This is a genomic window from Kosakonia sp. SOY2 (assembly GCF_027109175.1).
Classification (GTDB): Bacteria; Pseudomonadota; Gammaproteobacteria; order Enterobacterales; family Enterobacteriaceae; genus Kosakonia.
Genome location: NZ_JAPVXH010000004.1, coordinates 150,788 through 177,570, shown reverse-complemented (window position 1 = coordinate 177,570; position 26,783 = coordinate 150,788). Strand labels below are relative to the sequence as shown.

Below are 26,783 nucleotides of genomic sequence, written 5' to 3'. Positions count from 1 at the left end.
TTAATCAAACCGAAATACGGAACCGAGAATCTGATGAGTGACTATAAATCTACCCTGAATTTGCCGGAAACAGGGTTCCCGATGCGCGGCGATCTCGCCAAGCGCGAACCGGGAATGCTGGCGCGTTGGACTGATGATGACCTGTACGGCATCATCCGTGCGGCGAAAAAAGGCAAAAAAACCTTCATTCTGCATGATGGCCCTCCATATGCGAATGGCAGCATTCATATTGGTCACTCGGTTAACAAAATTCTCAAAGACATTATTGTGAAGTCCAAAGGACTCGCAGGATTTGACTCGCCTTATGTTCCGGGGTGGGATTGCCACGGTCTGCCGATCGAGCTGAAAGTAGAGCAGGAATATGGCAAACCGGGTGAGAAGTTTACCGCCGCCGAATTCCGCGCTAAATGCCGCGAGTACGCCGCCACGCAGGTTGATGGCCAGCGTAAAGACTTTATCCGCCTTGGCGTATTGGGCGACTGGTCGCACCCTTACCTGACCATGGATTTCAAAACCGAAGCCAATATCATTCGCGCGCTCGGTAAAATCATCGGCAACGGTCATCTGCTGAAAGGTGCCAAACCGGTGCACTGGTGCGTCGACTGCCGTTCCGCACTGGCGGAAGCGGAAGTGGAGTACTACGACAAAACCTCCCCGTCTATTGATGTCGCGTTCCACGCGGTCGACCAGGACGCAGTGAAAGCTAAATTTGGTGCCGCTACCGTTAATGGTCCAATCTCACTGGTTATCTGGACCACCACGCCATGGACGCTGCCTGCGAACCGCGCCATTTCTCTTTCTCCGGAGTTTGACTATGCGCTGGTGCAGATTGACGGTCAGGCGCTTATCCTGGCGAAAGATCTGGTCGATAGCGTGATGAAACGTATCGGCGTTGCTGATTATTCGGTGCTGGGTACGGTAAAAGGTTCCGAACTGGAACTGATGCGCTTTAAGCACCCGTTCCTCGACTTCGACGTTCCGGCGATCCTTGGCGATCACGTCACGCTGGAAGCCGGTACCGGCGCGGTGCATACCGCAGGTGGTCACGGCCCGGATGACTATACCATTAGCCTGAAATACGGTCTGGAGATCGCCAACCCGGTTGGCCCGGATGGTACATATCTGCCGGGGACTTATCCGACGCTGGATGGCGTTAACGTCTTTAAAGCGAACGATCTCATCGTGGCGCTGCTGACTGAAAAAGGCGCGCTGCTGCACGTTGAAAAAATGCAGCACAGCTACCCGTGCTGCTGGCGTCACAAGTCGCCGATCATCTTCCGCGCGACGCCGCAGTGGTTCGTTAGCATGGATCAGAAAGGGCTGCGCGCGCAGTCGCTGAGTGAAATCAAAAGCGTACAGTGGATCCCGGACTGGGGCCAGGCGCGTATCGAATCGATGGTTGCTAACCGCCCGGACTGGTGTATTTCTCGCCAGCGCACCTGGGGTGTACCGATGTCGCTGTTCGTGCATAAAGATACCGAAGAGCTGCACCCGCGCACGCTGGAATTGATTGAAGCCGTCGCCAAACGCGTTGAAGTTGACGGTATTCAGGCATGGTGGGATCTCGACCCGCGCGACATCATGGGTGACGATGCCGACAATTATGTGAAAGTGCCGGATACGCTGGACGTCTGGTTTGACTCCGGCTCAACCCACGCCTCTGTTGTCGATGTGCGCCCGGAATTCGCCGGCCATGCAGCAGATATGTATCTGGAAGGTTCGGATCAGCATCGCGGCTGGTTTATGTCCTCGCTGATGATCTCCACAGCGATGAAAGGCAAAGCGCCGTACCGCCAGGTGTTAACGCACGGCTTCACCGTTGATGGTCAGGGACGCAAAATGTCCAAATCCATCGGCAACACCGTTTCACCGCAGGAAGTGATGAACAAACTCGGCGCGGATATTCTGCGTCTGTGGGTGGCCTCTACTGACTATACCGGTGAGATGGCGGTTTCCGATGAGATCCTGAAACGTGCTGCCGACAGCTATCGCCGTATCCGTAACACCGCGCGTTTCCTGCTGGCGAACCTGAACGGTTTCGATCCGGCAAAAGATATGGTGAAACCGGAAGAGATGGTGGTGCTGGATCGCTGGGCCGTTGGCTGCGCGAAAGCAGCACAAGAAGACATCGTTAAAGCCTACGAATCCTATGACTTCCATGAAGTAGTACAGCGCCTGATGCGCTTCTGCTCTATCGAAATGGGTTCGTTCTATCTCGACATCATCAAAGACCGCCAGTACACCGCGAAAGCGGACAGCGTGGCGCGCCGTAGCTGCCAGACCGCGCTGTATCACATCTGTGAAGCACTGGTGCGCTGGATGGCGCCGATCATGTCTTTCACCGCTGATGAGATCTGGGGTTATCTGCCAGGTTCCCGCGAGAAATATGTGTTCACCGGTGAATGGTATGAAGGTTTGTTTGGCCTGGCTGACAGCGAAGCGATGAATGATGCCTTCTGGGATGAGCTGCTGAAAGTGCGTGGCGAAGTGAACAAGGTTATCGAGCAGGCGCGCGCCGACAAGAAAGTTGGTGGGTCGCTGGAAGCGGCGGTGACGCTGTTTGCCGAGCCGGAACTGGCAGCGAAGCTGACGGCGTTGGGCACGGAATTGCGATTTGTCCTGTTGACCTCCGGCGCAAAAGTTGCGGATTATGCCAGCGCTTCTGCGGATGCACAGCAGAGCGAGCTGCTCAAAGGGCTGAAAGTCGCATTGAGCAAAGCCGAAGGTGAGAAATGCCCGCGCTGCTGGCATTACACCACCGATGTCGGTCAGGTGGCGGAACACGCAGATATTTGCGGACGCTGTGTAAGCAACGTCGCCGGTGACGGCGAAAAACGTAAGTTTGCCTGATGAGTAAATCGATCTCTTCAACAGGGCTGCGCTGGCTGTGGCTGGTGGTGGTCGTGCTGATTATCGATCTGGGCAGCAAATACCTGATCCTCCAGAACTTTGCTCTGGGGGATACGGTGTCGCTGTTCCCGTCGCTTAATTTGCACTACGCGCGTAATTATGGCGCGGCATTCAGTTTTCTGGCGGACAGCGGCGGCTGGCAGCGCTGGTTCTTCGCGGGTATCGCTATCGGTATCTGCGTGGTGCTGGCGGTGCTGATGTATCGCGCTAAAGCCTCGCAAAAACTGAACAATATCGCCTATGCGCTGATTATTGGCGGCGCGCTGGGTAATCTGTTTGATCGTCTGTGGCATGGCTTTGTCGTCGATATGATCGATTTTTATATGGGCGACTGGCATTTTGCTACCTTTAACCTTGCCGATACCGCAATTTGTATTGGCGCGGCGCTGATTGTGCTGGAAGGTTTCCTGCCCTCAACGGTCGCGAAGAAACAAGCATAAGCCAACCGCTTTGTAGGCCCGGTAAGCTAAGGCTGCCGGGCAATACAATACGAAAACATAAAGAGCAACCTGCATGTCTAAATCCGTACAGAGCGATAGCGCGGTGCTGGTGCACTTCACGCTTAAGCTCGAAGATGGCTCTCTTGCCGAGTCAACCCGCAACAATGGCAAACCGGCGCTGTTTCGCCTTGGCGACGGTTCACTCTCCGAAGGACTGGAACAACATCTGCTTGGCCTGAAAGCCGGGGAGAAAAAAGTCTTTTCTCTGGAGCCAGACGCCGCATTCGGCACGCCGAGCCCGGATCTGATTCAGTACTTCTCGCGCCGTGAATTTATGGATGCCGGTGAGCCGGAAGTCGGTGCGATTATGCTCTTTACCGCAATGGACGGCAGCGAAATGCCGGGCGTGATCCGTGAAGTCAACGGCGATTCGATTACCGTCGATTTCAACCATCCGCTGGCGGGCAGAACGGTTCATTTTGATATCGACGTGCTGGAAGTTGATCCGGTACTGGAGGAGACAAATGCAGATCCTGTTGGCTAACCCGCGCGGTTTTTGCGCCGGCGTTGACCGCGCTATCAGCATTGTTGAAAACGCGCTGGCTCTCTACGGCGCACCGATTTATGTGCGCCATGAAGTGGTGCATAACCGCTATGTTGTCGATAGCCTGCGTGAACGTGGCGCAATCTTTATTGAGCAAATCAGCGAAGTGCCGGATGGCGCGATCCTGATTTTCTCCGCCCACGGCGTCTCTCAGGCGGTGCGTAACGAAGCGAAAAGCCGCGATTTGACTGTCTTTGACGCTACCTGCCCGCTGGTCACCAAAGTGCATATGGAAGTGGCACGCGCCAGCCGTCGTGGCGAAGAAGCGATTCTGATTGGTCACGCCGGTCACCCGGAAGTAGAAGGCACCATGGGCCAGTACAGCAACCCGAAAGGGGGAATGTACCTGGTTGAATCGCCGGAAGATGTCGACACGCTGGATATCAAAGACGCGGGTAAACTGTCGTTTATGACGCAAACCACGCTCTCCGTGGACGATACGTCAGATGTGATTGACGCGCTGCGCGCGCGCTTCCCGCAGATTGTCGGCCCGCGCAAAGACGATATTTGCTACGCCACTACCAACCGGCAGGAAGCTGTGCGTGCGCTGGCGGAGCAGGCGGAAGTGGTGCTGGTGGTCGGTTCGAAAAATTCCTCTAACTCTAACCGTCTGGCCGAACTGGCACAGCGGATGGGGAAAGCGGCGTATCTCATCGACGACGCCTCTGATATTCAGGAGGCATGGGTAAAAGGCATTAACTGCGTGGGCGTCACCGCCGGGGCTTCCGCGCCGGATATCCTGGTGCAAAATGTTATTGTCCGCTTGCAGGAACTGGGCGGCGGCGAAGCGATCCCGCTGGAAGGGCGCGAAGAGAATATTGTTTTCGAAGTGCCGAAAGAGCTGCGGGTGGATGTTCGCGAAGTCGAATAACGTTTTACGCGAAGGTTTATGCGAAGATGCCAGACTGAGTCTGGCATTTTTTATGGATAATTCTGGAGGCGTGATGCGTTTTCCCATGATTCTCGACACCGATCCCGGTATCGATGATGCCGTTGCCCTTGCCGCCGCGCTGTTCGCGCCGCAGTGCGATCTCAAACTTATCACCACCGTTGCCGGTAATGTTTCGCTGGAAAAAACCACCCGTAACGCGCTGCAACTGCTGAATTTCTGGCATGCGGATATCCCGCTGGCGCAGGGCGCGGCAACACCTCTGCTGCGGCCGTTGTACAGCGCCGCCGACGTACACGGCGAATCCGGCATGGATGGCTACGATTTTATTGAGCATCAGCGCCAGCCATTGGCTGTCCCTGCTTTTCAGGCAATCCGCGACGTACTGCTGGCTTCGCCGGAACCGGTAACGCTGGTCACTATCGGCCCGTTAACCAACATCGCGCTACTGTTAACGCACTACCCGGAGTGCCAGTTCAACATTCGCCGTCTGGTGATGATGGGGGGCTCTGCCGGGCGCGGCAATTTTACGCCCAATGCCGAATTTAATATCGCTATCGATCCCGAGGCCGCTGCGCGCGTGTTCAATAGCGGGCTGGAGATCGTGATGTGCGGGCTGGATGTGACCAACCGCGCAACGTTGACACCGGAATATCTGGCGACGCTGCCAGCGCTGAACAACACCGGCAAAATGTTGCATGCGCTGTTTAGCCACTATCGCAGCGGCAGCATGGCGACCGGGCTGCGGATGCACGATCTCTGCGCTATCGCCTGGCTGGCTCGTCCGGAACTGTTTACGCTGAAACCCTGTTTTGTTGCCGTGGAGACTCAGGGGCAATACACCACAGGAACAACGGTGGTGGATATTGAAGGCAAACTGGGGCGACCACCCAATGCACAGGTGGCGCTGGAAATCGACGTAGAGGGTTTTCGTCATTGGGTGGCCGAATTGCTGGCGCTGGCACCTTAACGTCATGCCTTTTACTGATATTTCCGGCTGTATATCATTAATTTCTTATTATCGGCGTTTTCGGCTGGTGGCCCCGACACGGGCTGGTTAATCTGGAAACGATTCTTACGCATTTTTTTAACAAAAGAGCACAACTATGCATGATGCACCAATCCGCGTAGCCATCGCGGGCGCTGGCGGGCGTATGGGCCGCCAGCTGATTCAGGCGGCACTGGCAATGGATGGCGTCGAACTTGGCGCGGCGCTGGAGCGCGAAGGTTCTTCTCTACTGGGAAGCGACGCAGGTGAACTGGCGGGCGCGGCGAAAACCGGTGTGACCGTGCAGAGCAGCCTTGAGGCAGTGAAAGAGGATTTCGATGTCTTTATCGATTTCACCCGCCCGGAAGGCACGCTGACGCACCTGGCTTTCTGTCGGCAACACCGTAAAGGAATGGTAATTGGCACTACCGGTTTTGATGACGCAGGCAAGCAGGCCATTACCGAGGCGGCACAAGATATCGCCATTGTTTTTGCTGCCAACTTTAGCGTTGGCGTCAATGTCATGCTGAAGCTGCTGGAGAAAGCGGCGAAAGTTATGGGTGAGTATACCGATATCGAAATTATCGAAGCGCACCATCGCTACAAAGTCGATGCTCCGTCGGGAACGGCGCTGGCGATGGGCGAGGCGATTGCCGGTGCACTGAATAAAGATTTAAAAACGTGTGCCGTTTATGCGCGTGAAGGGCATACCGGCGAGCGTGTTCCCGGCACGATTGGCTTTGCCACGGTGCGAGCAGGCGACATCGTCGGCGAACATACAGCGATGTTCGCCGATATTGGCGAACGTGTTGAAATCACACATAAAGCCTCCAGTCGCATGACTTTTGCCAATGGCGCGGTTCGTTCTGCTTTGTGGCTGAAAGGAAAGAGTAATGGCCTTTTTGATATGCGAGACGTGCTTGATCTCAACAATTTATAAGATTTATTACCCATCGTGATGTGGTTGTTGCAGTCATAATCAATTGATTGCGAAGGGCAATATTTTATTGCCCTTTTATTTTTCCTTTTTCATCCTTCATTTTATCCAAACCTGCCATAATCTCTGTTTATCTCTCTTTTTTATGTTTCTCAATTGTAAATTTTGACCATCTGGTCTACTTTTTTGATATTCATCGCCATAAAATGCAATTTTCTCGGCACGCAAGCGTTTTCCCTGTGAGTTTGTCTGATCTTTTTATCGATTAAATCCAGTAATAAGAGGCAATGGCGTAAAACAATAAGAAAAATACCGGAGAAAAGTTGACTTTTAACCGACATCTCTCCAGAATGCCGCCGTTTGCCAAAAATCCACGGCAAGCAAATTTGCATTGATTCAGGTTCTCAATATGAATTAATATGCAAATAAAGTGAGTGAATATTCTCTGGAGGGTGTTTTGATTAAGTCAGCGCTATTGGTTCTGGAAGACGGAACCCAGTTTCACGGTCGGGCCATAGGGGCAACGGGCACGGCGGTTGGGGAAGTCGTTTTCAATACTTCAATGACCGGTTATCAAGAAATCCTCACTGATCCTTCCTATTCCCGCCAAATCGTTACTCTTACTTATCCTCATATCGGCAATGTCGGCACCAACTCCGCTGACGAAGAGTCCTCTCAGGTACATGCGCAAGGCCTGGTCATTCGCGACCTGCCGCTGATCGCCAGCAACTTCCGCAGTACCGAAGACCTCTCTTCTTATCTGAAGCGCCATAACATTGTGGCGATTGCTGATATTGATACCCGTAAGTTGACTCGTCTGCTGCGTGAAAAGGGCGCGCAGAACGGCTGCATCATCGCTGGTGATAATGTTGATGCCGCGCTGGCGCTGGAAAAAGCGAAAGCCTTCCCGGGCCTGAACGGTATGGACCTGGCGAAAGAAGTCACAACGGCGGAAACCTACAGTTGGACGCAAGGCAGCTGGACACTGGCGGGTGACCTGCCGCCGGCGAAGAGCGAGAGTGAGTTGCCGTACCACGTTGTGGCATACGATTACGGCGCAAAACGCAACATTCTGCGCATGCTGGTAGACAGAGGTTGCAGACTGACGGTTGTTCCGGCGAAAACCCCGGCGGCGGATGTTCTGAAACTCAATCCGGACGGCATTTTCCTGTCTAACGGCCCTGGCGACCCGGCACCGTGCGATTATGCTATCGAGGCGATTAAAACTTTCCTTGAAACGGATATTCCGGTGTTCGGTATCTGCCTGGGCCATCAGCTGCTGGCGCTGGCGAGCGGTGCGAAGACGGTGAAAATGAAGTTTGGCCACCACGGCGGTAACCATCCGGTAAAAGATATTGATAACAATACCGTGATGATCACTGCGCAGAACCACGGTTTCGCGGTTGATGAAGCGTCAATGCCTGCAAATCTGCGCGTAACGCACAAATCCCTGTTCGATGGCACGCTACAAGGCATTCATCGCACCGATAAACCGGCGTTTAGTTTCCAGGGACACCCGGAAGCAAGTCCTGGCCCGCACGACGCCGCGCCGCTGTTTGACCACTTTATTGAGTTAATCGAGCAGTATCGTAATACCGCCAAATAATCAGGAGAAAAGAGCAATGCCAAAACGTACAGACCTAAAAAGCATCCTGATCCTTGGCGCTGGCCCGATTGTTATCGGCCAGGCATGTGAATTTGACTACTCTGGCGCACAAGCGTGTAAAGCGCTGCGTGAAGAGGGTTACCGCGTCATTCTGGTGAACTCCAACCCGGCGACCATTATGACCGACCCGGAGATGGCCGATGCGACCTATATCGAGCCGATCCACTGGGAAGTGGTACGCAAAATTATCGAAAAAGAGCGTCCGGATGCCGTTCTGCCGACCATGGGCGGCCAGACCGCGCTGAACTGCGCGCTGGAACTGGAACGCCAGGGCGTGCTGGAAGAGTTCGGCGTCACCATGATTGGCGCGACTGCCGATGCGATTGATAAAGCGGAAGACCGCCGTCGCTTCGACATTGCGATGAAAAAAATCGGCCTCGACACGGCGCGTTCCGGTATCGCGCATACCATGGATGAAGCGCTGGCGGTGGCGGCTGATGTCGGCTATCCGTGCATTATTCGCCCCTCCTTTACCATGGGCGGCACCGGTGGCGGTATCGCGTATAACCGCGAAGAGTTTGAAGAGATTTGCGCCCGCGGGCTGGATCTCTCGCCGACCAATGAGCTGCTGATTGATGAGTCGCTGATTGGCTGGAAAGAGTACGAGATGGAAGTGGTGCGCGATAAAAACGACAACTGCATCATTGTCTGCTCGATTGAAAACTTCGACGCCATGGGCATTCATACCGGTGACTCCATCACCGTAGCTCCTGCGCAAACGCTGACCGACAAAGAGTACCAAATCATGCGTAACGCCTCGATGGCGGTGCTGCGTGAAATCGGCGTTGAAACCGGCGGTTCGAACGTACAGTTCGCGGTAAACCCGAAAAATGGTCGTCTGATTGTTATCGAAATGAACCCGCGTGTATCGCGTTCCTCGGCGCTGGCGTCGAAAGCGACCGGTTTCCCGATTGCGAAAGTCGCGGCGAAACTGGCGGTGGGCTACACGCTGGATGAACTGATGAACGATATCACCGGCGGGCGTACCCCGGCCTCGTTCGAACCGTCTATCGACTATGTTGTGACCAAAATTCCGCGCTTCAACTTCGAGAAATTTGTGGGCGCGAATGACCGTCTGACCACACAGATGAAATCTGTTGGTGAAGTGATGGCGATTGGTCGTACCCAGCAGGAATCGATGCAGAAAGCGCTGCGCGGCCTGGAAGTGGGCGCGACCGGCTTCGACCCGAAAGTGAGCCTTGAGGACCCGGAAGCCCTGACGAAAATCCGCCGCGAGCTGAAAGACGCGGGCGCTGAGCGTATCTGGTATATCGCCGATGCGTTCCGTGCGGGCTTGTCTGTTGATGGCGTGTTCAACCTGACCAACATCGACCGCTGGTTCCTGGTGCAAATCGAAGAGCTGGTGCGCCTGGAAGAGCAGGTGGCAAGCGTGGGGATCAACGGTCTCGACGCTGACTTCCTGCGTACCCTGAAGCGTAAAGGTTTTGCCGATGCGCGTCTGGCAAAACTGGTCGGCGTGCGCGAAGCGGAAATCCGTAAGCTGCGCGATCAGTACAATCTGCACCCGGTCTATAAACGTGTGGATACCTGTGCGGCGGAATTTGCGACCGATACCGCTTACATGTACTCCACGTACGAAGAAGAGTGCGAAGCCAATCCGAACCATGATCGCGAAAAAATCATGGTGCTCGGCGGTGGGCCAAACCGTATCGGCCAGGGCATTGAGTTCGACTACTGCTGCGTACATGCGTCGCTGGCGCTGCGCGAAGATGGTTACGAGACCATCATGGTCAACTGTAACCCGGAAACCGTGTCGACCGATTACGACACGTCTGACCGTCTCTACTTCGAACCGGTTACTTTCGAAGACGTGCTTGAAATTGTGCGTATCGAAAAACCGAAAGGCGTTATCGTGCAGTACGGCGGCCAGACGCCGCTGAAACTGGCGCGCGCGCTGGAAGCCGCCGGTGTGCCGGTGATTGGCACCAGCCCGGACGCTATCGACCGTGCGGAAGACCGCGAGCGCTTCCAGCACGCCGTTGAACGCCTGAAACTGAAACAGCCAGCTAACGCCACGGTTACCGCGCTGGAGCAGGCGGTTGAAAAAGCGAAAGAGATTACTTACCCGCTGGTGGTGCGTCCTTCTTACGTCCTCGGCGGTCGCGCCATGGAAATCGTCTACGACGAAATCGACCTGCGCCGCTACTTTATGACCGCAGTCAGCGTTTCCAACGACGCGCCGGTGCTGCTGGACAAGTTCCTCGACGACGCGGTGGAAGTGGATGTCGATGCGATTTGCGACGGCGAAAGCGTGCTGATTGGCGGCATCATGGAGCATATCGAACAGGCGGGCGTGCACTCCGGTGACTCCGCATGTTCACTGCCTGCTTACACCCTGAGCCAGGAAATCCAGGATGTGATGCGCCAGCAAGTGCAGAAACTGGCGTTTGAATTGCAGGTTCGCGGTCTGATGAACGTGCAGTTTGCGGTGAAAGATAACGAAGTTTATCTGATTGAGGTCAACCCGCGTGCCGCGCGTACCGTGCCGTTCGTCTCCAAAGCCACCGGCTTGCCGCTGGCAAAAGTGGCGGCGCGCGTGATGACCGGCAAAACGCTGGCTCAGCAAGGTCACACCAAAGAGATTATCCCGCCGTACTACTCGGTAAAAGAAGTGGTGCTGCCGTTTAACAAGTTCCCGGGCGTTGACCCACTGTTAGGGCCGGAAATGCGCTCTACCGGTGAGGTGATGGGTGTGGGACGTACCTTTGCCGAAGCCTTCGCCAAAGCGCAACTGGGCAGTAACTCGACCATGAAAAAACAGGGTCGCGCGCTGCTGTCAGTACGCGAAGGGGATAAAGAGCGCGTGGTGGATCTCGCCGCGAAGCTGCTGAAACAGGGCTTTGAACTGGATGCGACCCACGGCACGGCGATTGTGCTGGGTGAAGCGGGCATTAACCCACGTCTGGTGAATAAGGTGCATGAAGGTCGTCCGCACATTCAGGATCGTATCAAGAATGGCGAATACACCTACATCATCAACACCACGGCGGGGCGTCAGGCGATTGAGGATTCCAAGCTGATTCGCCGTAGCGCACTACAGTATAAAGTGCACTACGACACCACGCTGAACGGCGGCTTTGCTACCGCGATGGCGCTGAATGCCGATGCCACAGAAAAAGTGATTTCCGTGCAGGAAATGCACGCGCAGATTAGCAAATAATCCGCTCCCCCTCTCTCCCTTGTGGAGAGAGGGTTCTCTACTCCCCCCTTCAGAGTGTTCTGCATTTTCCCCACCGTTCAGTGAGTTAGCCTAAAATGGCTAAACAGACGAATGAAATTCACTGGAAAGCAGGGAGATAACCATGCGAACTAAACTTCTGATGACCTCGATTTTTACTGCAGCAGCACTGTTTACCGTTGCCGGGTGTTCCTCCAACCAGGCGGTACGCACCACTGATGGCCGCACCATTGTGACCGACGGCAAACCGCAGGTGGATAAAGACACCGGGCTGGTTTCTTATAAAAATGCAGAAACCGGAAAAACCGAGCAGATTAACCGCGATCAGGTGAAAAACATGAGCGAACTGGATAACTAATCCCTTCCTCATTTGCGGTGGCTCCGGCTACCGCATGCCTTTCCCTCATTCCCGCACAGATTGCCGCTTTTAGCCAGACGATTAACTGACTACACTTTCAAGAAAAAGCGTGTAGTGAAAACAGGTTAATCAATGATCCTCATAATTTATGCCCATCCTTATCCGCAGCATTCGCATGCGAATAAGCGCATGATTGAGCAGGCAGGGACGCTGGAAGACGTTGAAATACGTTCTCTGTACGAACTCTATCCTGACTTCAATATTGACGTCGCCGCCGAGCAGGAGGCGATTTCCCGTGCCGATTTGGTTATCTGGCAACATCCGATGCAGTGGTACAGTGTGCCGCCATTATTCAAACTCTGGCTGGATAAAGTGCTGGCGCACGGCTGGGCGTATGGCCACGGTGGCACGGCGCTTCACGGCAAAAGCGTGTTGTGGGCGGTGACGACGGGGGGTAGCGACAACCATTTTGATATCGGCTCGCATCCCGGTTTTGATGTACTTTCCCAGCCGCTGCAGGCGACAGCGCTTTATTGCGGGATGAACTGGCTGCCACCTTTTGCTGTGCACTGTACGTTTATTTGCGACGATGAAACGCTGCAGGCGCAGGCGCGCCATTACAAACAACGTTTACTGGAGTGGCAGGAGGTGCAGTATGGATAGCCATTCGTTAATTCAGGCGCTGATCTATCTCGGGTCGGCGGCGCTGATCGTGCCGATCGCCATGCGCCTGGGGTTGGGATCGGTGCTTGGCTATCTGATTGCCGGGGGCATTATTGGCCCGTGGGGATTGCGGCTGGTAACCGATGCGGAATCTATCCTCCATTTTGCAGAAATCGGCGTCGTACTGATGCTATTTGTGATTGGCCTTGAACTCGATCCGCAGCGTTTATGGAAACTGCGTGCGTCGGTGTTTGGCGGTGGTGCGCTGCAAATGGCCAGTTGTGGATTGTTACTCGGCGGGTTTTGCGCGCTGCTCGGGCTCCCGTGGCCGGTCGCGGTGTTAATCGGTCTGACGCTGGCGTTGTCATCAACGGCGATTGCCATGCAGGCGATGAATGAGCGCAACCTGACGGTATCGCAAATGGGGCGCAGCGCCTTTTCCGTGTTGTTGTTCCAGGATATTGCCGCCATCCCGTTGGTGGCGATGATCCCTTTGCTGGCTGCCAGCGGTGGGGCGATGACGCTCAGCGCCTTCGCGCTTTCGGCGCTGAAAGTTGTTGCCGCGCTGACACTGGTGGTGCTGATCGGGCGCTATGTTGCTCGCCCGGCGCTGCGCTTCGTGGCGCGATCCGGTTTGCGGGAAGTGTTCTGCGCCGTGGCGCTGTTCCTGGTCTTCGGTTTCGGCTTATTGCTGGAAGAGGCGGGATTGTCGATGGCGATGGGCGCGTTTCTTGCCGGTGTGTTGCTTGCCAGCTCCGAGTATCGTCATGCGCTGGAAAGCGATATTGAGCCCTTTAAAGGCCTGCTGCTCGGGCTGTTTTTTATCGGTGTGGGAATGTCGATCGACTTCGGCACGCTGGTGACGCATCCGCTGCGCATCTTACTGCTGCTGGTCGGTTTTTTGGTGATCAAAAGCGCGGTGCTGTGGCTGATTGCTCGTCCGTTACGCGTGCCTGGCAAGCAGCGGTTGTGGTTTGCCGCCCTGCTGGGGCAAGGGAGTGAGTTCGCCTTTGTGGTGTTTGGCACCGCGCAAACGGCACAGGTGCTGGATAGCGAATGGGCGAAAGCGCTAACCCTGACGGTCGCGCTGTCGATGGCCGCAACGCCGCTGTTACTGGTGCTGTTGGCCCGGCTTGAAGCATCCGGTAGTCAGCAGGAGCGCGAAGCGGATGAAATCGACGAGGAAGACGCGCGGGTCATTATTGCCGGGTTCGGACGTTTCGGGCAGATCGCCGGGCGTTTGTTGCTCTCCAGCGGCGTGAAGATGGTGGTTCTGGATCACGATCCCGATCATATTGAAACGCTGCGTAAATTCGGCATGAAGGTGTTTTATGGCGATGCGACACGCGTTGATTTGCTGGAATCTGCCGGTGCCGGACGGGCAGAAGTATTAATTAATGCCATCGACGATCCGCAGGCCAGCCTACAATTAACGGAGCTGGCAAAAGAGCATTTCCCGGATCTGCGCATTATTGCCCGCGCCCGCGACGTCGATCACTACATTCGCTTGCGCCAGGCCGGCGTCGAGAAACCGGAGCGTGAAACCTTCGAAGCGGCGCTGAAAACGGGAAGGCTGGCGCTGGAAGGGTTGGGACTGGGTTCATATGAAGCGCGTGAACGCGCCGATCATTTCCGCCGCTTCAACACCTCAATGGTGGAAGAGATGGCGCAGGTGGAAAACGATACGCAGGCGCGTGCGGCGGTGTTTAAACGCACCAGTGCGATGCTGACGGAAATCATTTCGGAAGACAGAGCGCATCTGTCATTAACCCAGCGCCACGGCTGGCAGGGTACGGAAGAGGGGCGTCATACTGGCGATCCCGCAGACGAACCAGCGGTTAAACCGCAAGCGTAAATTACCGCTTACGGATAACTTGCTGATTCAACACGGCTGGCAAGCTGGCGGTGCAGATTCGGGGTGCGGTGCCGCCAGCAGAATAGAAAATTTTCTTATTCTTTACCTCGCGCCCCGTCGACGAAAGATTGCGCTTTCCGTATAGTGGCGACAATTTTTTGGCTTCCAGGAATGAATAAATGATCAGTCTGATTGCGGCGTTGGCAGTGGATCGCGTCATCGGCATGGAGAATGCGATGCCGTGGAACTTACCTGCCGATCTCGCCTGGTTTAAACGCAATACGTTAAACAAACCGGTAGTGATGGGTCGCCTGACGTGGGAATCCATCGGTCGTCCGCTGCCGGGTCGTAAGAATATCGTGATCAGTAGCCAGCCGGGCACTGACGATCGCGTGCAGTGGGTGAAATCCGTTGATGAAGCGATTGCACAATGCGATGGTGCTGAAGAGATCATGGTGATTGGCGGTGGTCGTGTTTACGAGCAGTTTCTGCCGAAAGCGCAGCGTTTGTACCTGACACACATTGATGCGGAAGTGGAAGGTGATACCCATTTCCCGGATTACGATCCGGACGACTGGGATTCCGTGTTCAGTGAGTTCCACGACGCGGACGCGCAGAATTCCCACAGTTACTGTTTCGAGATCCTCGAGCGCCGTTAATTCACTGCGCTACGGCCGTGGTTGCACGGCAACGTTAGGTTTCTTCTCTTTCCCCGGCCCAGGCCGGGGAAATTATTTTCAGGAGGCAATCGCCTCGCCATCGCCCAAATCCATCTGACGATTCGACGCCTGGGTGAAGTACTGTTTATCTTCCCAGCGCAGGCAGGTCAGCACGCCGCCCCAGCAGCAGCCCGTATCCAGTGCGTAGATGCCTTCAGGCGTCCCTGCGCCTTCCAGTGAAGCCCAGTGACCAAAGGCAATGCTGTATTCTTGCGCCACCGGTCCCGGAATCGAAAACCACGGTTTTAGCGGCGCGGGGGCGTGCTCGGGAATGTCTTTGCAGTACATATCGAGCTGCCCGTTCGGGAAGCAATAGCGCATGCGGGTAAACGCATTGGTGATAAAGCGCAGGCGGGCAAGACCGCTGAGCTCAGGCGTCCAGTGGTTCGGCAGATCGCCGTACATAGCGTCGAGAAAAAGCGGATAAGAGTCGCTCGCCAGCACCGCTTCAATATCGCGCGCACAGTGGCGGGTGGTTTCCATATCCCACTGCGGGGTGATCCCGGCGTGCGCCATCACCAGTTTTTTCTCTTCGTCGATTTGCAGCAGCGGCTGGCGGCGCAGCCAGTTAATCAGCTCATCAGCGTCGTGCGCTTCGAGTAGCGGATTAAGCCGGTCTTTGGGCTTGTTGCGGCTGATGCCCGCGTAAACGGCGAGCAGGTGCAAATCGTGGTTACCCAGTACCAGACGAACGCTGTCACCGAGTGATTTGACGAAGCGCAATACCTCAAGCGAGCCAGGGCCGCGCGCGACCAGATCGCCCGTCAGCCATAAAGTGTCCTGCCCAGGTGAAAACTCAACCTGTTTTAACAGCGCGACGAGTTCATCGTAGCAACCATGAACGTCACCAATAAGGTATGTAGACATTGTATTAATGGATCAATGTTGGGACGGCGAGTCGGAAGACCGGGATAGCGATGCGGAAGGTTTCTCCCTGCGCATCGATCATTTCGTAATGGCCTTGCATAGTGCCCAGCGGCGTTTCAATTACCGCACCGCTGGTATATTGATATTCGCCGCCAGGCTCAATGTGCGGCTGTACGCCAACCACACCTTCGCCCTGAACTTCCGTTGCGCGGCCATTTCCGTTGGTGATAAGCCAGTAGCGCTTGAGCAACTGGACAGGGGTTCGCCCCAGGTTCCGGATGGTAATGGTGTAAGCGAAAACATAGCGTTCATCGTCGGGAGCGGACTGAGACTCGATGTAGATGCTTTGTACCTGAACACAAACTCGGGGCGAATTGATCATACGTTAACTCTCCTTCGGCGGCGCATTCTCTGTCAGGTAATTCGCTAACTGGCAATATTGCGCTACAGAAATATTTTCCGCGCGCATCGCCGGATCGATACCTAACGACGCCAGCACTTCAACGGTAAAGACGTTGCCGAGGCTGTTGCGAATGGTTTTACGACGCTGATTAAACGCTTCGGTGGTAATGCGGCTCAGCGTGCGGATCTCTTTCACCGGATGCGGTAATTGAGCGTGCGGCACCAGACGAACCACAGCAGAATCCACTTTTGGCGGCGGCGCAAACGCAGTGGGCGGTACTTCCAGCACCGGAATAACCTGGCAGTAGTACTGCGCCATCACGCTTAATCGACCATACGCCTTACTGTTTGGCCCCGCAACCAGGCGATTCACCACCTCTTTTTGCAGCATAAAGTGCATATCGGCAATGGCATCAGTATAGCTAAACAGATGGAACATCAACGGCGTGGAGATGTTATACGGCAGGTTACCGAAAACACGCAGCGGCTGACCGATCGTTTTTGAGAGCTCGCCAAAATCCATGGTCATTGCATCTTGCTGATAAATAGTCAGTTTAGGTGCAAGGAACGGATGTGTTTGCAGGCGGGCAGCCAGATCGCGGTCAAGCTCGATGACCGTTAATTTATCCAGACGTTCGCCCACCGGTTCGGTGAGCGCGCCAAGGCCTGGGCCGATTTCGACCATAGCCTGACCCTTTTGCGGGTTGATGGCCGAGACAATGCTGTCGATCACGAACTGGTCGTGGAGAAAGTTTTGCCCGAAGCGTTTGCGGGCTAAGTGGCCCTGATGGACGCGAGTATTCATTGAGTATTAACAATCATTTTGATGGCGAGATTAAGCGCCGTAATAAAACTGCCGACATCCGCTGTGCCTTTGCCCGCGAGTTCAAGCGCGGTGCCGTGGTCGACGGATGTACGAATAAAGGGTAAACCGAGGGTAATGTTCACGCCGCGGCCAAAGCCCTGGTATTTTAGCACGGGCAGACCCTGATCGTGGTACATCGCCAGTACGGCGTCGGCATTATCAAGGTATTTGGGCTGAAAAAGCGTGTCGGCCGGCAGCGGACCGCTTAAATTCATACCCTGCGCGCGCATTTCATTGAGCACCGGAATGATGGTATCAATCTCTTCCGTTCCCATATGACCGCCTTCACCGGCATGCGGGTTCAGGCCGCAGACCAGAATATGCGGTTGGGTGATACCGAACTTCTGTTGCAGATCCGTGTGCAGAATGCCGATCACTTCCCGCAGCAAATCAGGCGTAATGGCGTCGGCCACGGCTTTGATAGGCAAGTGTGTGGTCGCCAGCGCCACGCGTAGCTCTTCGGTTGCCAGCATCATCACCACTTTGGCGACGTGAGAGCGTTCCTCGAAAAACTCCGTGTGTCCGGTAAACGGCGTCCCTGAATCGTTAATCACGCCTTTATGCACCGGGCCGGTAATCAGCGCGGCAAATTCGCCACTCAGGCAGCCGTCGCAGGCGCGGGCAAGCGTTTCTACAACGTAAGAACCGTTAAGCGTATTAAGTACGCCTGCGGTGACGGGCGTGTGCAGAGGAACAGGCAACAGCGTTAATGTGCCTGCTTGTTGCGGTACTGCGGCGGCCGTTGGATCGTAACCGCGCAGCTGAAGCGGTAGACCGAGCAGCGAGGCCCGGTCGGTCAGCAGCGTTGCGTCTGCACAGATAACCAGTTCAACCGGCCAGTCGCGCTGGGCGAGTTGCACTACCAGATCCGGGCCAATCCCGGCGGGTTCGCCGGGAGTGATAACGACACGCTGTGTTTTCATTAGTTGCTCAGAATTTTGACATAGGCGCTGGCGCGCTGTTCCTGCATCCAGGTTGCCGCTTCTTCAGAGAACTTACGGTTCATCAGCATGCGATAGGCTCTGTCTTTTTGCGCCGCGTCGGTTTTGTCGACATTACGGCTGTCCAGCATTTCGATCAGGTGCCAGCCAAAGGAGGAGTGAACCGGACCGCTCATCTGGCCGCGTTTCAGCTTCATCAGCGCATCGCGGAAGGCCGGATCATAAATATCTGCTGACGCCCAGCCGAGATCGCCGCCCTGGTTTGCAGAACCCGGATCCTGAGAGAACTCTTTCGCAGCGTTAGCAAAAGTAGTTTTGCCACTCTTAATATCGGCTGCGATCTGTTCCAGTTTCACACGTGCTTGATCGTCGCTCATGATCGGCGACGGTTTCAGCAGGATATGACGGGCATGAACTTCTGTGACAGAGATGCTCTGCGTCTGGCCGCGCAGATCGTTTACTTTCAGGATATGGAAGCCAACACCCGAACGGATTGGGCCAATCACATCGCCTTTTTTCGCCGTGCTCAGCGCCTGAGCGAAGATGCTCGGCAGCTCCTGAATTCGGCCCCAGCCCATCTGACCGCCTTTCAGTGCTTGCTGATCGGCAGAGTAAGTGATGGCCAATTTGCCAAAATCACCGCCGTTACGAGCTTGTTCCACAATTGAACGCGCCTGACTTTCCGCTTCGTTCACTTGATCGGAGGTCGGATTTTCCGGCAATGGGATCAGAATGTGGCTCAGATTCAGTTCAGTGCTGGCATCATTCTGGTTGCCCACCTGCTGCGCCAGGGCTTCGACTTCCTGTGGCAGCACCGTAACGCGACGGCGCACTTCGCTGTTACGCACTTCGGAGATGATCATCTCTTTGCGGATCTGGTTACGGTAGGTGCTGAAATTCACCCCGTCATAGGCCAGGCGGCTACGCATTTGATCCATCGTCATATTGTTTTGCTTGGCAATATCGGCGATGGCGGCGTCGAGCTGTTCGTCAGTGACTTTGACGCCCATTTTCGTGCCCATCTGCAAAATGATTTGATCCATGATCAGACGTTCAAGGATCTGGTGGCGCAGCGTGGCGTCGTCCGGTAATTGCTGACCCGCCTGGCCTGCGTTGGCCTTCACGGATTGCATCAAACCATCAATATCACTTTCCAGCACCACGCCGTTATTGACCACGGCGGCGACTTTATCAACAACCTGAGGCGCGGCAAAACTGGTATTCGCAACCATAGCGATACCGAGAAGCAGCGTTTTCCAGTTCTTCATACCTTTTCCATTTCAATTAACCGCAATGCGGATTACGTTGCAAATCAAAGAGATCACAGTGAGCTACGGTACGGCAGAATGTTCGAACGCAGCATCTGTTGCGTCCCCAGGCCGTAGTTGGAGCTCAAGCCACGCAGCTCAATGTTGAAACCGATGGCCTTGTCATATTTGCTTTGATTATTTTCCCAGCCGTTGATTTTGCGCTCATAGCCAAAGCGAATCGCATAACAGCAGGAGCTATATTGCAAACCCACCATCTGATCGGCAGGTTTACTGGTATTGGTATCGTAATAGTACGCACCAACGATGGACCAGCGGTCCGCAATCGGCCAGCTTCCGGCGGCACCTACCTGCGAAATACCATCTTTATACTGCGCTGCGGTTGCATAGTTTGGCAGCGTCGCCTGAATGTATTCCGGGCTGGCGTAACGGTAACTCAATTGCAACATACGGTCTTCATCGCGGCGATACTCCAGCGACGAGCTGCTGTTAGCGATATTATTCAGACGGGTGTCATACTGCACCCCGCCGCGCAGACCCCAACGATCGGAGATACGCCAGTACGTATCGCCTGCCCACACCAGCGAACCAGTTTTGTTGTCTTTCTCCCAGTTAATGTTGTCATCCCCGGTACGGGACTCGGTGAAATAGTAGATTTGACCAACAGAAACGTTAAAACGTTCAACCGCCGCTTCATCATAAATGCGGGTTGTGACGCCGGTAGTAACCTGGTTCGCTGACGCGATACGGTCCAGACCGCCATAAGTACGGTCGCGGAACAGCCCGCTATAGTCGGATTGCAGCAGCGAGGAGTCGTAGTTGTTGATGTGGCTCTGATCGCGATACGGCACATACAAGTATTGAGCGCGCGGTTCCAGCGTCTGGGTGTAACCCTCCGCCCAGTTCATATCGCGTTCAAACACCAGCTTGCCGTCCGTTTTAAATTGCGGCATAACGCGGCTAACGGACTCTTTATAGTTGGTGTTATCAATATTGTCTTGCTGGTAGTGGGTCGCCAGCATTTTCACTTCGGTGTTCAGGCTGCTCCATTCATTTGATACTGGCAGACTGAGCGTTGGTTCCAGATGAACACGGGTCGCTTCCGGTCGGCTGGAGTTGGTATTGGTAAATTTCACTGCCTGGCCGTACATGCGGAAATCAAAGGGACCCAGATCGTTGTGATACCAGTTAACATCGACCTGCGGTAAGGCCGAATAAGAGTTGCTGTTCTGACGGTTAAACACCTGGAACTGTTTCGTTGAAACGGTGGCGTTAAAATTTTCTAATGCATAGCCAACGCTGAAGATTTGCGTAGCGTAACCGTCCGTACTGGAACCATATTTTGACGAAAAATCGTTAAAATAGTGCGGGTCACTGACCTTCGTGTAATTGGTGTTAAAGCGCCAAACTTGATCCATTACCCCGGCATGTTGCCAGTAAAACAGCCAGCGATGACGCTCCCCTTCGCTAGGGTACTCATCCTGGAACACTTTGTCTGAAGGCAGGTAATCGAGTTCAACAATACCAGCACCTGCTTGCGTCAGATAACGGAATTCGTTTTCCCACTGTATATTGCCCCGTTTATGGATGTAGTGCGGCGTGATCGTCGCATCCATATTTGGCGCAATGTTCCAATAGTACGGCAGATAGAACTCGAAATAGTTTGTCGTGCTGTACTTTGCATTAGGGATCAGGAAACCTGAACGGCGTTTGTCGCCGATAGGTAACTGCAGATACGGGCTATAGAACACAGGCACCGGGCCGAGCTTAAAACGCGCATTCCAGATTTCCGCAACCTGCTCCTGGCGATCCTGAATAACTTCGCTGCCGACAACGCTCCAGGTGTTCGACCCAGGCAGGCAGGAGGTAAACATCCCATTGTCCAGAATGGTGTAGCGGTTTTGTCCACGCTGTTTCATCAGATCGGCGGTACCGCGACCCTGACGACCCACCATCTGGTAATCACCTTGCCAGACGTTGGTATCTTTGGTGTTCAGGTTTGACCAACCTTTAGGACCTTTCAGGATGACCTGGTTATCGTCATAGTGCACATTACCGAGTGCATCCACTGTGCGAACCGGGTCCGTCTGACCTTCCGGCTGCTGCTGATGAAGCTGCACCTCATCGGCCTGTAAACGGCTATTTCCCTGATTAATATCGACATTGCCGGTAAAAACGGCATCGTCAGGGTAGTTGCCTTTTGCGTGATCGGCATTGATCGTCACCGGCAAATTATTGGTGTCGCCCTGTACCAGGGGGCGGTTGTAGCTGGGAACGCCAAGCATACACTGCGAGGCAAGATCGGCTGCCATCCCCTGCTGGCTGTAAAGGGCAGAGCCAATCATGGTGGCCAGGAGGGTGGGGATACGTTTTTTCATACGTTGTATTTGTTGTTCCGTCATCTGTGGCTTTACGCTGGCAAACGGTCTGAGACTAACTTACTCGCCTTTGCAACGCTAGTTTTAATCCTGCCCGCGTTCGAGCCAGGGGGAGAAGACTGCGCCTGTGCATGGCATAGAATGACGGGTATGATAAAGCAAATTTTAGCCGACGGCATGACGATTTGGGGAGTATATGCAGTATTGGGGGAAAGTGGTTGGGGTTGTCATCGCTCTTTTCATGGGCGGCGGCTTTTGGGGCGCGGTTCTTGGGTTGTTAATCGGGCACTTTTTTGACAAGGCGCGCAGCCGGAAAATGGCGTGGTTTGCCAACCAGCGCGAACGTCAGACGCTCTTTTTTGCCACCACCTTCGAGGTGATGGGGCATCTAACCAAATCGAAAGGCCGGGTGACCGAAGCGGATATTCAGGTCGCCAGCCTGTTTATGGATCGCATGAACCTGCACGGCGAGTCGCGCAGCGCAGCGCAGCAGGCGTTTCGCGTCGGCAAAACGGATAATTACCCGTTACGCGACAAGATGCGTCAGTTTCGCAGCGTCTGCTTCGGGCGTTTCGACTTGATTAGGATGTTTCTGGAAATACAAATCCAGGCAGCCTTCGCCGATGGCTCTTTGCACCCCAGCGAACGCGAAGTGCTGTACGTGATCGCTGAAGAGCTTGGGATTTCGCGTCTGCAATTCGATCAGTTTCTGCGCATGATGCAGGGCGGGGCGCAGTTTGGCGGTGGTTATCAGCACCAGCAGCAAGCGGGCGGCTGGCAGCAGGCGCAACGCGGCCCGACGCTGGAAGATGCCTGTAATGTTCTGGGTGTGAAACCGTCAGACGATGCGACCACCATCAAGCGCGCCTACCGTAAGCTGATGGGCGAACATCATCCGGACAAACTGGTGGCGAAAGGTCTGCCGCCGGAGATGATGGAGATGGCGAAACAAAAAGCGCAGGAAATTCAGAAGGCTTACGAGTTGATTCGCGAGCAGAAAGGTTTTCGCTAATGCCATAGAACTCTCCCGGTCGTCAGACCGGGAGAGTGATTTAAAAATCCACCGGCGCTTTAAACGTCATGCTGTTGCCAAACGCCGGATGGGTGATGGTTAGCGTCTCAGCATGCAGTTGCAAGCGCGGAGCCATTGCCAGCGCTTCTGGCGTGGCGTAAAAACGGTCACCGAGAATCGGATGGCCTAACGCTAACATATGTACACGCAGTTGATGCGAGCGCCCGGTAATCGGCTTCAGACGTACGCGAGCGGTACCATCTTCCTCAAACGCCAGCACTTCATACTCGGTTTGCGCCGCTTTGCCGGTTTCAAAACACACTTTCTGCTTTGGCCGGTTCGGCCAGTCGCAAATCAGCGGTAAATCCACCAGCCCTTCGGCTTTTTCCGGGTGACCCCAAACGCGTGCCAGATACTGCTTTTTCGGCTCACGTTCGCGGAACTGGCGTTTTAACTCACGCTCGGCATCTTTGGTAAGCGCCACCACAATCACACCGCTGGTTGCCATATCCAGGCGATGTACGGATTCCGCCTGCGGGAAATCGCGCTGAATCCGTGTCATCACGCTGTCTTTGTGCTCATCCAGACGCCCTGGCACCGACAACAAGCCGCTGGGCTTGTTGACGACCATAATGTGTTGATCCTGATAAAGAATAACCAGCCAGGGATCCTGCGGTGGATTGTAGGGTTCCATCACCATAGGGGCTCCGTTATTGGTGCGTCACAACAATCAAACGCAGCGCATCAAGCCGCCAGCTCGCCTGCGCCAGGCTTTCCAGCACTTGCTGGCGGTTGCTCTCAATGGCGGTGAGTTCGTCGTCGCGGATATTGGGGTTAACCGCTTTTAACGCTTCCAGGCGCGCCAGTTCCGCCGACAGCTTTTCATCCGCTTCGCTGCGCGCGGCGTCAATCAGCTCGCGTGCGGCGGCTTCCACCTGTGTTTCACCTTTTTGCAGAATGGCGTGAACTTCCTGCTGCACCGCGTTCACCAGCTTGCTGCCGGTATGGCGATTCACCGCGCTGAGCTGGCGGTTGAAGCTCTCGAACTCCACCTGAGCCGCGAGGTTGGTGCCGTTTTTATCCACCAGCAGGCGGATCGGCGTCGATGGCAGGAAGCGATTAAGTTGCAGCTGTTTCGGCGCCTGCGCTTCCACCACGTAGATCAGCTCCAGCAGCAGCGTACCGACCGGCAGCGCTTTGTTTTTCAGCAGCGAAATCGTACTGCTGCCGGTATCGCCAGAAAGGATCAGATCCAGACCGTTACGGATGATCGGATGTTCCCAGGTGACAAACTGCGCGTCTTCGCGCGAAAGTGCGACGTCGCGATCGAAAGTGATGGTACAGCCATCTTCCGGCAGACCCGGGAAGTCCGGCACCAGCATGTGATCCGATGGCGTCAGCACGATCATGTTTTCACCGCGATCGTCCTGGTTAATGCCAATGATATCGAACAGGTTCATGGCGAAGGCGATAAGTGCCGTGTCGTCGTCCTGCTCGGCAATACTTTCCGCCAGCGCCTGTGCTTTTTCGCCGCCGTTAGAGTGGATCTCCAGCAAGCGGTCGCGGCCTTGTTCCAGCTGTGCTTTCAGCGCGTCGTGCTGCTCACGGCAGGTTTTGATCAACTGATCAAAACCATCAGTATCTTCCGGTGCCGCCAGGTAGTTAATCAGCTCATTGTGAACGCTATCGTAAATAGTGCGCCCGGTCGGGCAGGTGTGCTCGAAGGCGTCCAGCCCTTCGTGATACCAGCGCACCAGCACGGACTGCGCGGTTTTCTCCAGATAAGGCACATGGATCTGAATATCGTGCGCCTGACCAATACGATCCAGACGACCGATGCGCTGCTCCAGCAGATCCGGGTTAAACGGCAGATCGAACATCACTAAATGGCTGGCGAACTGGAAGTTACGCCCTTCAGAGCCAATTTCCGAGCACAACAGAACCTGCGCGCCGCTGTCCTCTTCGCCGAACCACGCCGCTGCGCGATCGCGTTCAATGATCGACATACCTTCATGGAACACCGCCGCACGGATACCTTCGCGTTCGCGCAGTACCTGCTCCAGTTGCAGCGCGGTGGCGGCTTTGGCGCATATCACCAGCACTTTTTGCGAACGATGGCTGGTGAGATAGCCCATCAGCCACTCAACGCGCGGGTCGAAGTTCCACCATGTTCCGGTATCGCCTTCAAATTCCTGATAAATCTGCTCCGGGTAGAGCATATCGCGGGCACGCTCTTCCTGGCTTTTACGCGCGCCCATAATGCCGGAGACTTTAATCGCCGTCTGATACTGCGTCGGCAGCGGCAGCTTAACGGTGTGCAGCTCGCGTTTCGGGAAACCCTTTACACCGTTACGGGTGTTGCGGAACAGCACACGGCTGGTGCCGTGTCGATCCATCAGCATGGAAATCAGTTCCTGACGCGCGGCAGCCGCGCCTTCGCGATCGCTGTTGGCGGTTTGCAGCAGCGGTTCAATATCTTGCTCGCCCACCAGATCGCTCAACATATTGAGGTCATCGTTGCTCAGGCGTTCACCCGCCAGCAGCAGGGCCACGGCGTCGGCGACCGGACGGTAGTTTTGCTGCTCTTCAACGAACTGGGCGAAATCATGGAAACGGTTCGGATCCAGCAAGCGCAGGCGGGCAAAGTGGCTCTCCATCCCCAGTTGTTCCGGGGTGGCGGTCAGCAGCAGAATGCCCGGTACGCGCTCGGCCAGTTGCTCAATTGCCTGATATTCACGGCTGGCTTCGTTTTCGCTCCACACCAGGTGATGCGCTTCGTCGACCACCAGCAGATCCCATTCGGCGTCGCACAGGTGCTCCAGGCGTTGCTTGTTGCGGCGCACGAAATCGAGCGAGCAAATCACCAGTTGCTCGGTATCGAACGGGTTGTCGGCATCGTGCTGCGCTTCGGCGTAACGCTCATCGTCAAACAGGGCAAAACGCAGGTTGAAGCGGCGCAGCATTTCAACCAGCCACTGATGTTGCAGGGTTTCCGGCACCACGATCAGCACGCGTTCAGCCGCGCCAGCAAGCAGTTGTTGATGCAGGATCATCCCGGCTTCAATGGTTTTCCCAAGACCCACTTCATCTGCCAGCAGCACGCGCGGCGCATGGCGACGGCCCACATCGTGAGCGATGTGCAGCTGGTGCGGGATCAGGTTGGTGCGCTGGCCACGCAAGCCGCTCCACGGCATACGGTACTGCTCACTTTGGTATTTACGCGCGCGAAAACGCAGCGCGAAGCGATCCATACGGTCGATCTGCCCGGCGAATAAGCGGTCTTGCGGTTTGCTGAACACCAGTTTGCTGTCGAGTAACACTTCGCGCAGGGTGACATTGCTTTCCTGCGTATCCAGGCGTGTGCCGGTGTAAGCGAGCAGCCCGTTTTCCTCTTTTACGTCTTCAATTGTGAGCTGCCAGCCATCATGGCTGGTCACCGTATCACCGGGGTTGAACATCACGCGGGTAACCGGAGAGTCGCTGCGAGCGTACAGACGGTTTTCACCCGTGGCCGGAAAAAGGAGGGTGACCGTGCGCGCATCCATTGCGACGACTGTGCCAAGTCCGAGTTCGCTTTCCGTGTCGCTAATCCAGCGTTGACCAAGTGTAAAGGGCATAAATGAACTCTATATCTCAAATTGCAGGCAATAGTTCGTCACCGCCTGAAGGCAGGCGGGCGTATAAAATTTGGGGCCAGAAAAAGGAAGGGCGCTATGGTAAAGGAAGCAATCCCTTTCGTCACTACCTATACCTGCCGTCTTTCGCGCCGCATGGCGGCACAAACCTGAAATAGCCAGGGTATAGCGTTAGTGTTGCAAGCCG

The 26,783-nt window shown here is 55.1% G+C and carries 21 protein-coding genes; 13 read left to right on the top strand and 8 right to left on the bottom strand.

The window, feature by feature from the left end:
• Positions 1 to 33 precede the first annotated feature (33 nt).
• The 12 genes from ileS to folA all read left to right on the top strand — a co-directional run bounded on the left by ileS (position 34) and on the right by folA (position 15,168).
• The gene (ileS, locus tag O3S68_RS19480; protein ID WP_097406959.1) at positions 34 to 2,850 is read left to right on the top strand and encodes an isoleucine--tRNA ligase; all 2,817 of its coding nucleotides are present in this window, start codon (positions 34 to 36) and stop codon (positions 2,848 to 2,850) included.
• Complete coding sequence (gene lspA, locus O3S68_RS19475; RefSeq protein WP_020456499.1) at positions 2,850 to 3,350, top strand: signal peptidase II; 501 nt, start codon at positions 2,850 to 2,852, stop codon at positions 3,348 to 3,350. The genes ileS and lspA overlap by 1 nt, the downstream gene beginning before the upstream one ends.
• A gap of 73 nt (positions 3,351 to 3,423) precedes the next feature.
• Complete coding sequence (fkpB, locus tag O3S68_RS19470) at positions 3,424 to 3,894, top strand: FKBP-type peptidyl-prolyl cis-trans isomerase (protein WP_017457878.1); 471 nt, start codon at positions 3,424 to 3,426, stop codon at positions 3,892 to 3,894.
• The gene (gene ispH, locus O3S68_RS19465; protein ID WP_045509993.1) at positions 3,875 to 4,825 is read left to right on the top strand and encodes a 4-hydroxy-3-methylbut-2-enyl diphosphate reductase; all 951 of its coding nucleotides are present in this window, start codon (positions 3,875 to 3,877) and stop codon (positions 4,823 to 4,825) included. Before fkpB ends, ispH begins: the two co-directional genes overlap by 20 nt.
• Positions 4,826 to 4,898: 73 nt before the next feature.
• Positions 4,899 to 5,813, top strand: coding sequence for a ribonucleoside hydrolase RihC (gene rihC, locus O3S68_RS19460; protein WP_269232331.1), 915 nt, complete (start codon positions 4,899 to 4,901; stop codon positions 5,811 to 5,813).
• Positions 5,814 to 5,949: 136 nt separating this feature from the next.
• Entirely contained in the window at positions 5,950 to 6,771 is an 822-nt protein-coding gene (gene dapB, locus O3S68_RS19455; RefSeq protein ID WP_020456503.1) for a 4-hydroxy-tetrahydrodipicolinate reductase, read from the top strand.
• A gap of 454 nt (positions 6,772 to 7,225) precedes the next feature.
• A complete protein-coding gene (gene carA / locus O3S68_RS19450) occupies positions 7,226 to 8,374 on the top strand; it encodes a glutamine-hydrolyzing carbamoyl-phosphate synthase small subunit (protein WP_044489559.1) in 1,149 nt (382 codons plus the stop codon).
• Positions 8,375 to 8,390: 16 nt separating this feature from the next.
• On the top strand, positions 8,391 to 11,615 hold the full coding sequence (gene carB / locus O3S68_RS19445) for a carbamoyl-phosphate synthase large subunit (RefSeq protein WP_020456506.1): 3,225 nt from the start codon (positions 8,391 to 8,393) through the stop codon (positions 11,613 to 11,615).
• A 142-nt stretch (positions 11,616 to 11,757) separates the two neighbouring features.
• The gene (locus tag O3S68_RS19440; protein ID WP_020456507.1) at positions 11,758 to 11,991 is read left to right on the top strand and encodes a YgdI/YgdR family lipoprotein; all 234 of its coding nucleotides are present in this window, start codon (positions 11,758 to 11,760) and stop codon (positions 11,989 to 11,991) included.
• Positions 11,992 to 12,123: 132 nt separating this feature from the next.
• Positions 12,124 to 12,654 (top strand): glutathione-regulated potassium-efflux system oxidoreductase KefF, encoded by a 531-nt coding sequence (gene kefF / locus O3S68_RS19435; protein WP_269232250.1) that lies wholly within the window; start codon positions 12,124 to 12,126, stop codon positions 12,652 to 12,654.
• Entirely contained in the window at positions 12,647 to 14,509 is a 1,863-nt protein-coding gene (gene kefC / locus O3S68_RS19430) for a glutathione-regulated potassium-efflux system protein KefC (RefSeq protein WP_045509984.1), read from the top strand. The genes kefF and kefC overlap by 8 nt, the downstream gene beginning before the upstream one ends.
• Before the next feature lie 179 nt (positions 14,510 to 14,688).
• Positions 14,689 to 15,168 (top strand): type 3 dihydrofolate reductase, encoded by a 480-nt coding sequence (folA, locus tag O3S68_RS19425; RefSeq protein ID WP_020456510.1) that lies wholly within the window; start codon positions 14,689 to 14,691, stop codon positions 15,166 to 15,168.
• A 78-nt stretch (positions 15,169 to 15,246) separates the two neighbouring features.
• Here the strand turns inward: folA and apaH are convergent, their stop codons facing one another.
• From apaH to lptD, 6 genes are read right to left on the bottom strand one after another with little or no spacing between them, the layout of a single operon-like run.
• Entirely contained in the window at positions 15,247 to 16,095 is an 849-nt protein-coding gene (gene apaH, locus O3S68_RS19420) for a bis(5'-nucleosyl)-tetraphosphatase (symmetrical) ApaH (protein WP_020456511.1), read from the bottom strand.
• 4 nt (positions 16,096 to 16,099) lie between these two features.
• Positions 16,100 to 16,477, bottom strand: coding sequence for a Co2+/Mg2+ efflux protein ApaG (apaG, locus tag O3S68_RS19415; RefSeq protein WP_017457892.1), 378 nt, complete (start codon positions 16,475 to 16,477; stop codon positions 16,100 to 16,102).
• 3 nt (positions 16,478 to 16,480) lie between these two features.
• A complete protein-coding gene (rsmA, locus tag O3S68_RS19410) occupies positions 16,481 to 17,302 on the bottom strand; it encodes a 16S rRNA (adenine(1518)-N(6)/adenine(1519)-N(6))-dimethyltransferase RsmA (RefSeq protein WP_020456512.1) in 822 nt (273 codons plus the stop codon).
• On the bottom strand, positions 17,299 to 18,285 hold the full coding sequence (pdxA, locus tag O3S68_RS19405; protein ID WP_269232249.1) for a 4-hydroxythreonine-4-phosphate dehydrogenase PdxA: 987 nt from the start codon (positions 18,283 to 18,285) through the stop codon (positions 17,299 to 17,301). The genes rsmA and pdxA overlap by 4 nt, the downstream gene beginning before the upstream one ends.
• Positions 18,285 to 19,571 (bottom strand): peptidylprolyl isomerase SurA, encoded by a 1,287-nt coding sequence (gene surA / locus O3S68_RS19400; protein ID WP_269232248.1) that lies wholly within the window; start codon positions 19,569 to 19,571, stop codon positions 18,285 to 18,287. The genes pdxA and surA overlap by 1 nt, the downstream gene beginning before the upstream one ends.
• 53 nt (positions 19,572 to 19,624) lie before the next feature.
• Positions 19,625 to 21,949: an LPS assembly protein LptD gene (lptD, locus tag O3S68_RS19395; protein WP_269232247.1), complete on the bottom strand. Its 2,325-nt coding sequence runs from the start codon at positions 21,947 to 21,949 to the stop codon at positions 19,625 to 19,627.
• Between the two features lie 196 nt (positions 21,950 to 22,145).
• On the opposite strand from lptD, the gene djlA reads away from it, so the two are divergent.
• Positions 22,146 to 22,961, top strand: a complete 816-nt coding sequence (gene djlA / locus O3S68_RS19390) for a co-chaperone DjlA (protein ID WP_269232246.1) — start codon at positions 22,146 to 22,148, stop codon at positions 22,959 to 22,961.
• A 40-nt stretch (positions 22,962 to 23,001) separates the two neighbouring features.
• Here the strand turns inward: djlA and rluA are convergent, their stop codons facing one another.
• Both rluA and rapA read right to left on the bottom strand, forming a co-directional pair.
• Entirely contained in the window at positions 23,002 to 23,661 is a 660-nt protein-coding gene (gene rluA / locus O3S68_RS19385; protein ID WP_020456518.1) for a bifunctional tRNA pseudouridine(32) synthase/23S rRNA pseudouridine(746) synthase RluA, read from the bottom strand.
• 10 nt (positions 23,662 to 23,671) lie between these two features.
• Positions 23,672 to 26,578, bottom strand: a complete 2,907-nt coding sequence (gene rapA / locus O3S68_RS19380) for an RNA polymerase-associated protein RapA (protein ID WP_045509968.1) — start codon at positions 26,576 to 26,578, stop codon at positions 23,672 to 23,674.
• Between the last annotated feature and the right edge of the window lie 205 nt (positions 26,579 to 26,783).

Excerpts from the sequence above, each read along its gene's own strand:
- ileS (WP_097406959.1), top strand. The coding sequence starts at position 34 with ATGAGTGACTATAAATCTACCCTGAATTTGCCGGAAACAGGGTTCCCG.
- lspA (WP_020456499.1), top strand. The coding sequence starts at position 2,850 with ATGAGTAAATCGATCTCTTCAACAGGGCTGCGCTGGCTGTGGCTGGTG.
- fkpB (WP_017457878.1), top strand. The coding sequence starts at position 3,424 with ATGTCTAAATCCGTACAGAGCGATAGCGCGGTGCTGGTGCACTTCACG.
- ispH (WP_045509993.1), top strand. The coding sequence starts at position 3,875 with ATGCAGATCCTGTTGGCTAACCCGCGCGGTTTTTGCGCCGGCGTTGAC.
- rihC (WP_269232331.1), top strand. The coding sequence starts at position 4,899 with ATGCGTTTTCCCATGATTCTCGACACCGATCCCGGTATCGATGATGCC.
- dapB (WP_020456503.1), top strand. The coding sequence starts at position 5,950 with ATGCATGATGCACCAATCCGCGTAGCCATCGCGGGCGCTGGCGGGCGT.
- carB (WP_020456506.1), top strand. The coding sequence starts at position 8,391 with ATGCCAAAACGTACAGACCTAAAAAGCATCCTGATCCTTGGCGCTGGC.
- O3S68_RS19440 (WP_020456507.1), top strand. The coding sequence starts at position 11,758 with ATGCGAACTAAACTTCTGATGACCTCGATTTTTACTGCAGCAGCACTG.
- kefF (WP_269232250.1), top strand. The coding sequence starts at position 12,124 with ATGATCCTCATAATTTATGCCCATCCTTATCCGCAGCATTCGCATGCG.
- kefC (WP_045509984.1), top strand. The coding sequence starts at position 12,647 with ATGGATAGCCATTCGTTAATTCAGGCGCTGATCTATCTCGGGTCGGCG.
- folA (WP_020456510.1), top strand. The coding sequence starts at position 14,689 with ATGATCAGTCTGATTGCGGCGTTGGCAGTGGATCGCGTCATCGGCATG.
- apaH (WP_020456511.1), bottom strand. The coding sequence starts at position 16,095 with ATGTCTACATACCTTATTGGTGACGTTCATGGTTGCTACGATGAACTC.
- apaG (WP_017457892.1), bottom strand. The coding sequence starts at position 16,477 with ATGATCAATTCGCCCCGAGTTTGTGTTCAGGTACAAAGCATCTACATC.
- rsmA (WP_020456512.1), bottom strand. The coding sequence starts at position 17,302 with ATGAATACTCGCGTCCATCAGGGCCACTTAGCCCGCAAACGCTTCGGG.
- pdxA (WP_269232249.1), bottom strand. The coding sequence starts at position 18,285 with ATGAAAACACAGCGTGTCGTTATCACTCCCGGCGAACCCGCCGGGATT.
- surA (WP_269232248.1), bottom strand. The coding sequence starts at position 19,571 with ATGAAGAACTGGAAAACGCTGCTTCTCGGTATCGCTATGGTTGCGAAT.
- lptD (WP_269232247.1), bottom strand. The coding sequence starts at position 21,949 with ATGAAAAAACGTATCCCCACCCTCCTGGCCACCATGATTGGCTCTGCC.
- djlA (WP_269232246.1), top strand. The coding sequence starts at position 22,146 with ATGCAGTATTGGGGGAAAGTGGTTGGGGTTGTCATCGCTCTTTTCATG.
- rluA (WP_020456518.1), bottom strand. The coding sequence starts at position 23,661 with ATGGTGATGGAACCCTACAATCCACCGCAGGATCCCTGGCTGGTTATT.
- rapA (WP_045509968.1), bottom strand. The coding sequence starts at position 26,578 with ATGCCCTTTACACTTGGTCAACGCTGGATTAGCGACACGGAAAGCGAA.